This is a genomic window from Streptomyces sp. NPDC097617 (assembly GCF_044761485.1).
Classification (GTDB): Bacteria; Actinomycetota; Actinomycetes; order Streptomycetales; family Streptomycetaceae; genus Streptomyces.
Map to the genome: position 1 here is coordinate 287,827 of NZ_JBIWCL010000007.1, position 13,925 is coordinate 301,751.

A 13,925-nucleotide genomic window follows, 5' to 3' on the forward strand; every position below is an offset into this window, starting at 1 on the left:
GCGGTGCCCGTCCCCGCACTGCGCGTCCGGCGGTACGGAAGAGCCTAGAACCACTGCGCGCTCGTGGGGAGATCATTTCCGTCATTGAATGCGACTTGTCACCGGCTGAAAGCGGCCGGTGAAGCAGTGGGGAAAAGCGTGGGGTAAAGCAGTCGGCTGCGGATGCCCGGGGAGGGCATCCGCAGCCGCTCCGGATCAGAGGTACTGACCGGTGTTCGCCACCGTGTCGATGGAGCGTCCGGTGTCCGCGCCCTGCTTTCCGGTGACGAGCGTGCGGATGAATACGATCCGCTCGCCCTTCTTGCCGGAGATACGGGCCCAGTCGTCCGGGTTGGTGGTGTTGGGCAGGTCCTCGTTCTCCTTGAACTCGTCCACGCAAGCCTGGAGGAGGTGGGCGACTCGGAGGCCCTTCTGGTTCTGCTCGAGGAAGGCCTTGATGGCCATCTTCTTGGCCCGGTCGACGATGTTCTGGATCATCGCGCCGGAGTTGAAGTCCTTGAAGTAGAGGACTTCCTTGTCGCCGTTGGCGTACGTGACCTCGAGGAAGCGGTTCTCCTCGGTTTCGGCGTACATCTGCTCGACGACGGTCTGGATCATGCTGTGGACGGTGTCGGCGGTGGAGCCCTGGTGCTCCGACAGGTCGTCCGAGTGCAGGGGCAGCGAGGCCTTGAGGTACTTGGCGAAGATGTCCTTCGCGGCCTCGGCGCCGGGGCGCTCGATCTTGATCTTCACGTCGAGCCGGCCGGGGCGCAGGATGGCCGGGTCGATCATGTCCTCGCGGTTGGAGGCGCCGATGACGATGACGTTCTCCAGGCCCTCCACACCGTCGATCTCGGCGAGCAGCTGGGGGACGATGGTGTTCTCCACGTCCGAGCTGACTCCGGATCCGCGGGTGCGGAAGAGGGATTCCATCTCGTCGAAGAAGACGATGACGGGAGTGCCCTCGCTCGCCTTCTCCCTTGCACGCTGGAAGACGAGGCGGATGTGCCGCTCGGTCTCGCCGACGTACTTGTTGAGGAGTTCGGGGCCCTTGATGTTCAGGAAGTAGGACTTCCCGGTGGGCTGGCCGGTCACCTCGGCGACCTTCTTGGCAAGGGAGTTGGCCACTGCCTTGGCGATGAGCGTCTTGCCGCAGCCGGGAGGGCCGTACAGCAGGATGCCCTTCGGGGGCCGCAGTTCGTGTTCCTTGAAGAGGTCGGGGTAGAGGTACGGGAGCTCGACCGCGTCGCGGATCAGCTCGATCTGGTCGCCCAGGCCGCCGATCTTGTCGTAGTCGATGTCGGGGACCTCTTCGAGGACGAGGTCCTCGACCTCGCTCTTGGGGACGACCTCGTAGACGTAGCCGGAGCGGGGTTCGAGCAGCAGGGAGTCGCCGGGGCGGATGATGACGTCCAGGAGCGGCTCGGCGAGCCTCACCACCCTTTCCTCGTCGGTGTGCCCGACCACCAGGGCGCGCTCGCCGTCCTCGAGGATCTCCTTGAGGGTGACGATGTCCCCGGCCCGCTCGAATTCCATGGCCTCGACCACATTGAGGGCCTCGTTGAGCATGACCTCCTGGCCGCGCCGGAGGTCTTCCGGTTCGACGCTGGGGCTCACATTCACGCGGAGCTTTCGGCCTCCGGTGAAGATGTCGACGGTGCCGTCCTCGTTCGACTGCAGGAAGACACCGAAACCGGCCGGCGGCTGTGCGAGCCGGTCGACTTCTTCCTTGAGGGCCACGATCTGGTCCCGGGCCTCACGGAGGGTGTTCGCGAGTCGTTCGTTCTGCGCGGATACGCCGGCCAGATTTGTCTGGAGCTCGACGATCCGCTCTTCGAGAATCCTCGTGTGTCGCGGAGAGTCGGCGAGCTTTCGTCGCAGGACGGCGATTTCCTGCTCGAGATAGGCAACCTGGCCGGCGGGGTCCTCGGACCCTCGCGCGGGCCGGATGCCGCGGTTGATGTCGTCGTCGTGGGCTGCCACGGTCCTCACCTCCTCCAAGGGGAGCTGGACGCTTCCTGACCCTACCTGGGCTGGTGGTGATTGAAACCCCTAGATCACAAAGACGGTAGAGGTGTGTCCGATCTTCACCCTTGCGTACTCCCTCACGCCAAGGAAATACCCACCCATCAAACTCGGGAAGCAGCCGGTTGTAAGGTCGAACTGTTCAACACCCGTCAGAGCCCGCGCGACTTGCTGCGGGTGGTGACCGGGATGGATCACTCAGCGCAGGAAACGGCAGGAGATATGACCGTGCAGCAGGAGGCTCCGACGGGCGGTGCCGGTGAGGCCGGCGAGCCGCTCGAGGTCTGGATCGATCAGGACCTGTGCACCGGGGACGGCATCTGCGTGCAGTACGCGCCTGAGGTGTTCGAGCTGGACATCGATGGTCTGGCGTATGTGAAGAGCTCGCAGGACGAGCTCCTGCAGGCCACGGGGGCGACCACTGCGGTTCCGCTGACGCTGCTCCAGGACGTGGTCGACTCGGCGAAGGAATGTCCGGGCGACTGCATTCACGTAAGGCGCGTTTCGGACAGGGTGGAAGTCTTCGGGCCCGACGCCGAGTGACGCTTCAAACACTCCTGGCGGCCGAGTCCGTCAGCTCCTGGCGGAATTTTCCGTCGCGCCAGCGCCACTTGGCGAGCTGCTTCGTGTCGGGGCTGTAGCGGGGCACATCGGGCGAGGAGTAGCCGACGAGGGTCGCCGTGATGAGGCCGTCGCGGACGGTGAGCGCGGTGGCGGTCTGCCGCCGGGAGGCTTCGAGGAGCGTGGCGACGACGCGTGGCCGGGCCGCTTCGGCCCGGTCCTGCGTGAGGACGTAGATCGCGTGGGGCGGAGTGCCGGAGCCGGCGTCGCAGCGGACTGCGGCCACGGTCTCGGGGCGCCCGTCGCCGTCGAGGTCGCCCTGAGCGCTGGTGGTGACCGTCTGCGGGGCCCCCTTGCAGTCGAGGGGGTAGGTGACGCCGGCGGGATCGGGGGCGGCGGCCTGAGGGCCCTTCGCGGCGGGTTCCCCGGCGGCCGCGGGGGTGCCGGTGGCCGGCTGTACGAGTCCTGCGGCGGCTATCACGGCGGCCATGGCGGTGGCCGTGGCGAGCCAGTGGACGGGCCTGGTGCGGCTGTGCTCCAGGGTTTCCGAGAACGGAGCAGGCTCGGCGGTGCTGTGCGGCACGCGGGGTGTCTCCTGTGCGAAGGGTGACGGGGAGCCAGCATCGTGCCACACCTCACACCGGGGTGGAACGACTGGGGCCGGCGCCGGTGCGCGGACAACGAAAAGGCGCTGTGGCGCAGTTCCCCGGTCGGTCGGGGAACTGCGCCACAGCGCCTTCGTGTTGGGTCCGCGGGGGGCGTTACGCGGAGCGGTCGCTGCCGGGGCCGTCGTAGTCGTCGCCGTAGGCGCCCTTGGCGGGGCGTCGCCGACGCATCGGGGGCTCGACGCCGTCCGCGAGGCGGCGGGCGGTGACGAGGAAGCCGGTGTGGCCGATCATCCGGTGATCCGGACGGACGGCGAGGCCTTCCACGTGCCAGTTGCGGATCATCGATTCCCAGGGCTGCGGCTCGGCGAAGCAGCCGATCTCGCGGATGGACTCGACGGTCTTGGAGAGCTGGGTGGTGGTGGCCACGTAGCAGCAGAGGATGCCGCCGGGGACCAGGGCCTTGGAGACGGCCTCCAGGCACTCCCAGGGGGCGAGCATGTCGAGGATGACCCGGTCGACGTCCGTGTCGGACAGGTTGTCCTGGAGGTCGCCGACGGTCAGCTGCCACGCGGGGTGGGGTCCGCCGAAGTAGCGTTCGACGTTGGCGGTGGCGATCTCGGCGAAGTCCGCGCGGCGCTCGTAGCTGTGGAGCATGCCCTGGTCGCCGATGGCGCGCAGCAGGAAGCTGCTCAGGGAGCCGGAGCCCACTCCCGCTTCCACGACGCGTGCGCCGGGGAAGATGTCGGCGAAGGCCAGGATCTGGCCCGCGTCCTTGGGGTAGACCACGGCGGCGCCGCGGGGCATGGACAGGACATAGTCGGGGAGCAGGGGGCGCAGCGCGAGGTATGCGACGTTGCCCGTGGTGCGGACAACGCTGCCTTCGGGAGCACCGATCAGCTCGTCGTGCGGGAAGGAACCCTTGTGGGTGTGGAAATTCTTCCCGGCTTCGAGCGTGAACGTGTAGTGGCGGCCCTTGGGGTCGGTGAGCTGTACCTGGTCCCCGACCTCGAAGGGCCCGCGTCGGCGGGCGGCACCGGTCGGTTCGGACATGTGACCAGTGTATTGGCTTCAGGACTGGGGCCGTGCCATGGCCTTCACGAAGGCCTTCTCGACGTCGAGGGTCGACAGGACGCCGTAGATGGTGCCGGTGGGTTCGACGACGAGGTACTCGGTGGCGGGGGTGGCGCGGAGGTGCTCGAGGAGTTCCTCGCCGGTGAGTTCTGCTGAAACCTTCATGCCGTCGGTGAGGTCCTGGGCGAGGGTGCTGACGGCGACCCAGGGGCGGCGGTGTTCGGGGACGGAGGCGATGGCGGTCTCGCGGACGATGGCGGTGGGGTCGCCGTGGCCGTCCACGACGACGAGGGCGCGTGCTCCGGCTTCGTTGGCGCGGCGCAGGGCCTCGGAGAGGGGGGTCGCGTTCTCGACGGGGATGGCACGTCGGGTCAGGGTGCGGGCGCGCAGTTCCGGAAGGTGCTGGCGCAGCCGGGCCATGCGCAGGCTGTTGCCGGCCCCGGTCCAGATGATGGCGGCGAGGATGGCGGCGAGCAGTGCGTCCATGACGGTGTTCATGCCGCCGATCTCGCCGGTGCGGTTGCCGAGGGTCCCGGTCTGGGTGAGCAGCGGGAGACCGATGAGGACGGCGACGGCGAGGGCGCGGCCGACCCAGGCGGCGGCGACGGTGCCGGCCATGGGCTTGCCGGTGATGCCCCAGATGACGGCGCGGAGCATGCGGCCGCCGTCGAGGGGGAGGCCGGGGAGCAGGTTGAAGGCGGCGACGAGCAGGTTGGAGATCATCAGTCCGGCGAGGAGGACGCCCGGGACGGTGGCCGGGTCGACGGCCTTCATGCCGAGGTAGAAGGCTCCGGAGAGGACCAGGGAGAGCAGGGGGCCGACGAAGGCGAGGACGAATTCGCGGCCGGGTGTCTCGGATTCCTTTTCGATCTCGGAGACTCCGCCGAAGAACTGGAGCTGGATGCGGCGCACCGGGAGCTTGAAGCGCAGGGCCGCGACGGTGTGCGCGAGTTCGTGGACCAGGACGGAGGCGTAGAAGGCGACGGCGAAGAAGAGCGAGACGAGGTAGCGGACGGGTCCGAGGTCGGGCAGGACGCGGTCGAGCTGGTCGCCGAAGACCCAGGTGATGAGGGCGGCGACGAGGAACCAGCTGGGCGAGACGTAGACGGGTACGCCGAAGGGGCGGCCCATGAGGATTCCGCCGCCCGGTCCGGAGCGCCTGCCCGCGCGCTCGCCGGTCTCGTCGGTGTCTGCCACGGCTGTCCTTCGTTCGGTGCTGGTGTTACCAGTGTGGTTCTTTGCGTGTTCGGGGTGGTGCTGTAGCGGGTTGTGATGCTCCGATCATGCAGTGCGAGGGGGCTTGGCGTCGATGGTATGCGCGTGCTGTCGGTGGCGGGTCGTAGGGTTTTGTCCATGACGACGAGCCCCGGTGCTGTGCCTGGCGCAGCCGATGCCGACGCGCGAAGCGCTGCGGCGCCTACCTCGCTCTCCCCTTCGCGGGCGAACGATTTCATGCAGTGCCCGCTGCTGTACCGGTTCCGCGTGATCGACAGACTGCCGGAGAAGCCGAGTGCGGCGGCGACGCGCGGGACGCTGGTGCACGCGGTGCTGGAGCGGCTCTTCGACCATCCGGCGCAGGAGCGGACGGCGCCGGCGGCCAAGGCGCTGGTGCCGGGGCAGTGGGACCGCCTGCTGGAGTCGAAGCCGGAGCTGACGGAGCTGTTCCCGGAGGGGGACGAGGGGGCGGGGCTGGCGCGCTGGCTGACGGAGGCCGAGGCGCTGGTCGAGCGGTGGTTCACGCTGGAGGACCCGACGCGGCTGGAGCCGGTGGAGCGGGAGTTCTTCGTGGAGACGGAGCTGGAGTCGGGGCTACGGCTGCGCGGGATCATCGACCGGGTGGACGTGGCGCCGACGGGTGAGGTGCGGATCGTCGACTACAAGACGGGCAAGGCGCCGCGGCCGGAGTACGCCGAGGGCGCGCTGTTCCAGATGAAGTTCTACGCGCTGGTGGTGTGGCGGCTGAAGCAGGTCGTGCCGCGGCGGCTGCAGCTGGTGTACCTGGGCAGCGGGGACGTGTTGACGTACGACCCGGTGATCGAAGACCTGGAGCGGGTGGAGCGCAAGCTGCTCGCGTTGTGGGAGGCGATCCGGGAGGCGACCGAGTCGGGTGAGTGGCGGCCGCGCCCGACGAAGCTGTGCGGCTGGTGTGATCATCAGGCGGTGTGTCCGGAGTTCGGCGGGACTCCCCCGCCCTACCCGCTGACGATCTCGCCCGGCCACCGCCGGGAGGTGCCCCCCGCGCGGCAGGAGGCGGAGCGCCCGGCGGAATCCTGATCCCGGTGTCAGGGCAGAATGGACGCGCCCGCCGTAGCCGTCCGACGAATACGAGGTAGACCCCGTGGCGATCCGCGTCCTTCTGGTCGACGACCAGCCGCTGCTGCGCACCGGCTTCCGGATGATTCTGGAGGCCGAGGAGGACCTGGCGGTGGTCGGTGAGGCCGGGGACGGTCTGCAGGCGCTGGACCAGGTGCGGGCGCTGCAGCCCGATGTGGTGCTGATGGACATCCGCATGCCGCGGATGGACGGGGTGGAGGCGACCCGGCAGATCACCGGTCCGGAGCGCAACGGGCCGGCGAAGGTCCTGGTGCTGACCACCTTCGACCTGGACGAGTACGTGGTGGAGGCGCTGCGGGCGGGGGCGAGCGGTTTCCTGCTGAAGGACGCGCCGGCGAACGAGCTGGTGCAGGCGATCCGGGTGGTCGCGGCGGGCGAGGCGATGCTCGCGCCGAGCATCACGCGCCGCCTGCTCGACAAGTACGCGGGGCATCTTCCGTCGGGCGAGGAGAACCTTCCGAACACCCTGGGGACGCTGACCGAGCGTGAGGTCGAGGTGCTGAAGCTGGTGTCCCGCGGGCTGTCGAACGCGGAGATCGCCGCGGACCTGTTCGTGAGCGAGACGACGGTCAAGACGCATGTGGGGCACGTGCTGACGAAGCTGGGACTGCGGGACCGGGTCCAGGCCGCGGTGTACGCGTACGAGAGCGGTCTGGTCCGCCCCGGGGCCCAGTAGCCGCGCGGGAGCGTAGGAGCCCCGCGCCGGGGCGCCTACGCGTGAGGGGCCGTACGTGCGTGCACGTACGGCCCCTCACGCGTTGCTACGGCATCAGCCCTTGCTGATCTCCCAGAAGCGGAAGACCGTGGAGGCGTCGAGCGACCACTGCAGGCCGGTCACGTTCTGGCGGGTGACGGCGTACTGCTTGCCCTGCCAGAGCGGGATGAGCGGGAGCTCGTCGGCGACGATGTCCTGGAGGCGGTTGTAGTCCGTGTTGGCCGCGGTGCGGTCGGACTTCGCGGAGGTCGACGGGATGATCGTCCCGGTGATCTCCTTGTTGTCGTAGTTGTTGTTCAGCACATTGCCCGGGCCGAAGAACGGCTGCGTGAAGTTGTCGGCGTCCGGGTAGTCGGGCACCCAGCCCTTGACGTACACGCCGTACTTGCCGGCCTGGATGTCCTTCTCGTACTGCTCGTACTCGACGGACTTGACCTCGGCCTCGAAGAGGCCGCTGTCGTTGAGCTGCTTGGCGATGACCTCGAACTGCTGGTCCGTGGAGGGGCCGTAGCGGGACGGGGTGGAGTACAGGGTCAGCTTGACCTTGCCGTTGATGCCGGCGGCCTTGAGGACGGCCTTGGCCTTCTCGGGCTGCGGGGTGCCGCCGTAGCGGTCGAAGAAGGGGGTCGTGTGGCCGGCGATGCCGGTCGGCACGATCGAGTAGAGCGCGGTGGCGGTGCCCGCGTACACGTCCTTGACGAGGGCTTCGCGGTCCACGAGGTAGGCGATCGCCTTGCGGACGGGGAGCTTGCCGACGACGGGGTCGCTGACGTTGAACACCATGTGCTCGACCTCGGCGCCCGTGCCCTGGACGACGTCGACCTTGTTGTCGCCGGTCTTGCTCGACGCGAGGGCGGCGATGTCCTTGGCGGCGAGGCCGCGGAACGCGAAGTCCACGTCCCCGCTCTCCAGGACCGTCTTGAGGCCGGCCTGGTCGCCGTTGAAGAACTTCAGCGTGACGCCGGTGTTCTTGGCCTTGGCCTTGCCGCTGTAGGACTCGTTGACGGAGAAGGTGGCGCTCTTGTCCCCGAAGGAGTCCAGCTTGTAGACGCCGGAGCCGACGGCCTTGTTGTCGGTGCGCAGCTTGTCGGCCGGGTACTCGGTGCGGTCGACGATGGAGCCCGCACCCGACGCGATCTTGCTGGGGAAGGTGGCGTCGGAGGTCTTCAGCTTGAAGACGACGGTCTTGTCGTCCGGGGCCTCGATGCCGGCGATCGACGAGAGCATCACGGCGGGGCCGTTCTCGTCATTGATCTTCAGGGTGCGCTCGAAGGAGAACTTGACGTCCTTCGAGGTGAGGCTGTGGCCGTTGCTGAACTTCAGGCCGTCCCGCAGGACGCACTTGTAGAGCTTGCTGTCACCGCCCTCGAAGCCGCAGGTCTGCGCGGCGTCGGGCTCGGGGGTGGTACCGCCCTTGGGGAAGCTCAGCAGCGACTGGAAGACGTTGTTGAACAGCAGCCAGGAGCCGGGGTCGTAGCCCGATGCCGGGTCGATGGACTTCACCTTGTCGGATATGCCCATGACCACGCCCTTGCCGCTGCCGGCATTGGAGCCATCGGTCGAACCGCAACCGCTGAGCAGCGCGGCGGCGGTGGCTGCGCCGAGCGGGGCCGCCAGCCACTGGTTACGTCGATTCACGCGAACGTCCTTCACAGTCGAACTGTTTCGTTGCTCCGGCCCGCGACACCCGCTGCCGGTCGTTGCCTTCCTCAGCCGCTTACTCCGCGGCCGAGCTCCCACAGCTGGAGGTCGGAGATGGCGTTGACCGACCACTCCACTCCGGTGATCCCATCGCGTGCGGCGACGTACTGCTTGCCCTGCCACAGGGGCAGGACGGGTACGTCCTCGGCGAGGATGTCCTGCATCTCCGTGATCGCGGGGACGGCGACACTACGGTCGACCGCGCGCCGGGATTCGGGGAGGAGCCTGCTGCGCACCGCGCTGTTCGCGTACGGCGTGCCCAGGAAGTTGTCCTGCTCCAGGAACGGGGCGAGGAAGTTGTCGGCGTCCGGGTAGTCGGGGAACCAGCCGAGCCCGTAGGCGGCGTGCTCGCCCTTCTTCTGGGCGGGCCGGAAGTCGGCCCACTCGCTGCCCTGGACGGTGATGTCGAACAGCTGCGTGGAGTTCAGCTGGGCCTTGAGGGCCTCGAACTCCGCGGCCGTGCCGTCGCCGTAGTGGTCGCTGGTGTAGTGCAGGGTCAGCTTGACCGGGGTCTTGATCCCGGCCTCCTTCAGCAGTGCGGCGGCCTTGGGCGTGTTGGCCTCGCCGTACTTGTTGTAGAAGGAGTTGACGTGACCCGTCACGGTGGTGGGGACCAGCGAGTAGAGCGGCTGCGCGGACTTGCCGTAGACCTTGGAGACGAGCTGGCCGCGGTCGACGGCGGCGGCGAGGGCCTGGCGGACGGCCTTCTCCTTGACGACCGGCGCCTCGGTGTTGAAGCCGAGGTAGCGGATCTCCAGGCCGGGCATCGGGACCAGCTTGACGCCCTTGGGCGGCTGCGCGCTGAACTCGGTGATCTGGGCGGGCGACAGGGTGCGGGAGACCATGTGGATCTTCCCGTCGGTGAGCGCCTTGCCCATGGCCGGGGAGTCGGGGAACGTGCGCAGTTCGACCTTGTCGTTCTGCAGCTTGAGGTCGCCCTTGTAGTGCGGGTTCTTGGTGAAGACGGCGCGGACCAGCCGGTCGCCCTTGACCTCGGCCTTCATCGTGTACGGGCCGGAGCCGTCCACGGCGAAGCCCTCGCGGAGCTTCTTGGCGTCGTAGTTCTTCTCGCTGACGATGCCGGCGGCGGGGGTGGAGAGCTTGAACGGGAAGGTCGCGTCCGGGGTCCTCAGGTGGAAGACGACGGTGTCGGCGCCCTTGACCTCGACGTTGTCGAGGGTGGAGAGCAGCGAGGAGGGGCCGTTCTCGTCCTTGATGGCGAGGACGCGGTCGATCGAGAACTTGACGTCCTTGGCGGTGAGCGGCTCACCGTCGGCGAACTTCAGCCCGGGGCGCAGCGTGCAGCGGTAGCTCTCGTTGCCGGCGTCGGTGAAGCGGCAGGCGGAGGCCGCTTCGGGGACGGGCTGGCCGCCGCCGCGCGGGGTGTGCATCAGCGTCTGGACGGTCTGGCGCAGGACGTTCCAGGCGCCGGCGTCGTAGGCGTAGGCCGGGTCGAAGGGGGCGGGAGCGAAGTCTGCGGCCTCGAACCGATCGGTGGTTCCGACGACGATCGCTCCGGATCCTGCTCCTCCGCCGCTCGCGCTGCCGCATGCGGCCAGCGCGGGGGTGAGCAGTCCGGCCGCGGCCGTCAGCACCAAGGTCTTGCGGTTCATGCTGGAAGTACTCCCTGTAACCGGCACTTGTTCAAAGCGGTGTAAAGGGCACTTCGCGGCGGTCGCCCGTTCAGGGCGGAACGATCGGGCCGGTGTAGTGACGATCGGTCCACGCGGTCCCGGCACAGGGGTGTGTGTCGGGACGGCTGAGGTGCGGCGCAGTGCCCGCGTTGACACTAGTGGTCCGGGACGGGATGGCTGGAACTGACCGGACTTGGGGCGTAATCGCATCGTGATCGGAGCGAACTGCCTGTTCACACACAGGGCTCCGCAGATTCGGTCAGGGGCTGATCAATCCGGACACAAGGGAAGGGATGGGTGGTCCTGAGGGGGTCCGGTGGGGGGTGGGTGGGTGACCAACGTCACCCTGAGCAACGGCCCCGAAGAGGATGGAATTTCAGCCTCCGGGGCCTACGGCGGAAGATCCTTCCGTCGTACCTCAATTCCGCCCCAATTCCGTTCGGTACGGAGCGTGCATGGGGGATACCGGTGTGTGGCGGCGGAGTAGCCGGGGCCGTCGGTCGTCGCGCTCAGTTCAAGGGGACGATCAGCGAGCGCAGGAAGGCCAGGTCGACGTCCTCCAACGAGCGGACGACCGTACGGCCGGGCGCGGGTTCGATCACGCCGACCGAGGGGATGGCCACGACCCGGCAGCCGGCGGCCTCGGCCGCCGCCACACCGGTGCGGGTGTCCTCGATGACCGCGCACCGCGAGGGGTGCGCGCCCAGCGACCGCGCGGCGAACAGGTACGGGTCGGGGTGCGGCTTCGTACGCGCCACCTCGTCGCCGGCGACCGTCATCGTGAAGCGGTCGCGGCCGAGCGTGAGCAGGACCCGGTCGATGACCCGGCGGTGGGAGGCGGAGACGAGGGCGGTGGGCACGTTGTGCCGGGCCAGCTCGGTCAGCAGCCGCTCGGCGCCGGGCATCAGCGGCACCCGGTCGGCGATGCGGGCCTCGAAGCGCTCGTTGAGCAGGACGCTCAGCTCGGCGAGGCCGATGGCGGCGCCGGTCGCCTCGATCAGGAACGTCGCGCTGCGGCTCATCGGGCCGCCCACGACGACGTCGCGCCAGGCGTCCTCGAGCCGGTGCCCGAGCTCGCGGAAGATCTCCGCCTCGATCTCCCACCAGAAGCCCTCGGTGTCGACGAGGGTGCCGTCCATGTCGAGCAGCACCGCCTGCAGGGCAGAACCGTCGGCCGTACGGGCGACGGGGGCGGGAACAGTGCTCGTCATGCGCATGCCTCTCAGAAGGGACGAGAAGGCCGGTCGCCTGTTCCGCGGGCACACCACCCCGGGGAACAGGCGACCGGCCTGTATGGGACCGACAAGTGTACGTCGGTCGACCTCAGCGTGCGTTGAAATACTTCGCTTCCGGGTGATGAATCACGATCGCGTCGGTGGACTGCTCCGGGTGGAGCTGGAACTCCTCCGACAGGTGGACACCGATCCGCTCCGGCTGCAGGAGGTCGGCGATCTTGGCGCGGTCCTCCAGGTCGGGGCAGGCGCCGTAGCCCAGCGAGAAGCGGGCGCCGCGGTACTTGAGGTCGAACATGTCTTCGACCTTCGACGGGTCCTCGCCGCCGAAACCGAGCTCGGCGCGCACACGGGCGTGCCAGTACTCGGCCATGGCCTCGGCGAGCTGGACGGACAGGCCGTGCAGCTCCAGGTACTCGCGGTAGGAGTCCGACTCGAACAGCTTGGCCGTGGCCTCGCCGATCCTCGATCCCACGGTGACCACCTGGAGACCGACGACGTCGGTCTCTCCGGACTCCTCCGGGCGGAAGAAGTCGGCGAGGCACAGGCGCCGGCCACGGCGCTGGCGCGGGAAGGTGAAGCGGGTCCGCTCGTTGCCCTCCTCGTCCAGGATGATCAGGTCCTCGCCCTTGGAGACGCAGGGGAAGTACCCGTAGACCACCGCGGCCTCGAGGAGGTTCTCGGTGTGCAGCTTGTCCAGGAGGCCGCGCAGGCGCGGGCGGCCCTCGCTCTCGACGAGCTCCTCGTACGTGGCTCCGCCCGCGCGGGCCTGCTTGAGGCCCCACTGGCCCTTGAAGAGGGCGCCCTCGTCGAGCCAGGAGGCGTAGTCCTTGAGCGGGATGCCCTTGACGACGCGGGTGCCCCAGAACGGCGGGGCGGGGATCGGGTTGTCGACCGAGACGTCGGAACGGCCCCCGGGCTCCTCGGCCTCCTCGACCTGGAGGACCGGCCCACCCGCTGTGCGCTTGGCGACGCGGCGCTGCTTGAGCTCGGGCAGGGACGCGCCGGGGACGCCGCGTTTGACCGCGATGAGGGCGTCCATCAGGCGCAGGCCCTCGAAGGCGTCGCGGGCGTAGCGGACCTCTCCCTCGTAGATTTCGTGGAGGTCCTGTTCGACGTAGGCGCGGGTGAGGGCGGCGCCGCCGAGGATGACGGGGTAGTCGGCTGCCAGCTTGCGCTGGTTGAGCTCCTCGAGGTTCTCTTTCATGATCACCGTCGACTTCACCAGCAGCCCCGACATGCCGATGACGTCGGCCCGGTGCTCCTGTGCGGCTTCCAGGATCGCGGAGACCGGCTGCTTGATGCCGATGTTGACGACGTTGTAGCCGTTGTTGGTGAGGATGATGTCGACGAGGTTCTTGCCGATGTCGTGGACGTCGCCGCGGACGGTGGCCAGGACGATGGTGCCCTTGCCGTCGTCGTCGGTCTTCTCCATGTGCGGCTCCAGGTACGCCACGGCCGTCTTCATGACCTCGGCGGACTGGAGGACGAAGGGGAGCTGCATCTGGCCGGAGCCGAAGAGTTCGCCGACGACCTTCATGCCTTCCAGGAGGGTGTCGTTGACGATGTCCAGGGCGGGGCGGGTCTGCAGGGCCTCGTCGAGGTCGGCCTCCAGGCCGTTCTTCTCGCCGTCGATGATGCGGCGCTGGAGGCGCTCGTCCAGCGGCAGGGCGAGGAGTTCCTCGGCCCGGCCCGCCTTCAACGACTTGGTGTTGACGCCCTCGAAGAGGGCCATCAGCTTCTGCAGCGGGTCGTAGTCGCCCTCGCGGCGGTCGTGGATCAGGTCGAGGGCGGTGGTGACCTGCTCCTCGTCGAACCGGGCGATCGGCAGAATCTTGGAGGCGTGGACGATCGCGGAGTCCAGGCCGGCCTTCACGCACTCGTCGAGGAAGACGGAGTTCAGCAGCACACGCGCCGCCGGGTTCAGACCGAAGGAGATGTTCGACAGACCCAGGGTCGTCTGCACCTCCGGGTGGCGGCGTTTGAGTTCGCGGATCGCCTCGATGGTGGCGATGCCGTCGCCCCGGGACTCTTCCTGGCCGGTGCAGATGGTGAAGGTGAGGGT

General features: G+C 68.4%; 11 protein-coding genes. 3 read left to right on the forward strand and 8 right to left on the reverse strand.

The window, feature by feature from the left end; translation table 11 throughout:
- Positions 1 to 195: 195 nt before the first annotated feature.
- Complete coding sequence (arc, locus tag ACIQZO_RS15480; protein ID WP_403625717.1) at positions 196 to 1,962, reverse strand: proteasome ATPase; 1,767 nt, start codon at positions 1,960 to 1,962, stop codon at positions 196 to 198.
- Between the two features lie 264 nt (positions 1,963 to 2,226).
- Here arc and ACIQZO_RS15485 point away from each other — a divergent pair, with 264 nt between their 5' ends.
- Entirely contained in the window at positions 2,227 to 2,547 is a 321-nt protein-coding gene (locus ACIQZO_RS15485) for a ferredoxin (protein ID WP_403625774.1), read from the forward strand.
- 4 nt (positions 2,548 to 2,551) lie between these two features.
- Here the strand turns inward: ACIQZO_RS15485 and ACIQZO_RS15490 are convergent, their stop codons facing one another.
- The 3 genes from ACIQZO_RS15490 to ACIQZO_RS15500 all read right to left on the reverse strand — a co-directional run bounded on the left by ACIQZO_RS15490 (position 2,552) and on the right by ACIQZO_RS15500 (position 5,375).
- Positions 2,552 to 3,148: a hypothetical protein gene (locus ACIQZO_RS15490; protein ID WP_403625720.1), complete on the reverse strand. Its 597-nt coding sequence runs from the start codon at positions 3,146 to 3,148 to the stop codon at positions 2,552 to 2,554.
- A gap of 178 nt (positions 3,149 to 3,326) precedes the next feature.
- On the reverse strand, positions 3,327 to 4,223 hold the full coding sequence (locus ACIQZO_RS15495) for a tRNA (adenine-N1)-methyltransferase (RefSeq protein WP_403625723.1): 897 nt from the start codon (positions 4,221 to 4,223) through the stop codon (positions 3,327 to 3,329).
- Positions 4,224 to 4,241: 18 nt separating this feature from the next.
- Complete coding sequence (locus ACIQZO_RS15500; protein WP_403625776.1) at positions 4,242 to 5,375, reverse strand: site-2 protease family protein; 1,134 nt, start codon at positions 5,373 to 5,375, stop codon at positions 4,242 to 4,244.
- A 222-nt stretch (positions 5,376 to 5,597) separates the two neighbouring features.
- Here ACIQZO_RS15500 and ACIQZO_RS15505 point away from each other — a divergent pair, with 222 nt between their 5' ends.
- Together ACIQZO_RS15505 and ACIQZO_RS15510 are read left to right on the forward strand one after the other, a co-directional pair.
- Positions 5,598 to 6,518, forward strand: a complete 921-nt coding sequence (locus ACIQZO_RS15505; protein ID WP_403625726.1) for a RecB family exonuclease — start codon at positions 5,598 to 5,600, stop codon at positions 6,516 to 6,518.
- Positions 6,519 to 6,582: 64 nt separating this feature from the next.
- On the forward strand, positions 6,583 to 7,254 hold the full coding sequence (locus ACIQZO_RS15510; protein WP_327261683.1) for a response regulator transcription factor: 672 nt from the start codon (positions 6,583 to 6,585) through the stop codon (positions 7,252 to 7,254).
- A 93-nt stretch (positions 7,255 to 7,347) separates the two neighbouring features.
- On the opposite strand, the gene ACIQZO_RS15515 is transcribed toward ACIQZO_RS15510, so the two are convergent.
- The 4 genes from ACIQZO_RS15515 to ACIQZO_RS15530 form a co-directional block, all read right to left on the reverse strand.
- Positions 7,348 to 8,931, reverse strand: coding sequence for an ABC transporter substrate-binding protein (locus ACIQZO_RS15515; RefSeq protein WP_403625729.1), 1,584 nt, complete (start codon positions 8,929 to 8,931; stop codon positions 7,348 to 7,350).
- Positions 8,932 to 9,002: 71 nt separating this feature from the next.
- Positions 9,003 to 10,607, reverse strand: a complete 1,605-nt coding sequence (locus ACIQZO_RS15520) for an ABC transporter substrate-binding protein (protein ID WP_403625731.1) — start codon at positions 10,605 to 10,607, stop codon at positions 9,003 to 9,005.
- A gap of 530 nt (positions 10,608 to 11,137) precedes the next feature.
- The gene (locus ACIQZO_RS15525) at positions 11,138 to 11,839 is read right to left on the reverse strand and encodes an HAD family hydrolase (protein WP_403625733.1); all 702 of its coding nucleotides are present in this window, start codon (positions 11,837 to 11,839) and stop codon (positions 11,138 to 11,140) included.
- A gap of 112 nt (positions 11,840 to 11,951) precedes the next feature.
- The coding region (locus tag ACIQZO_RS15530; protein WP_403625736.1) for a vitamin B12 dependent-methionine synthase activation domain-containing protein at positions 11,952 to 13,925 on the reverse strand (1,974 nt) is incomplete at its 5' end.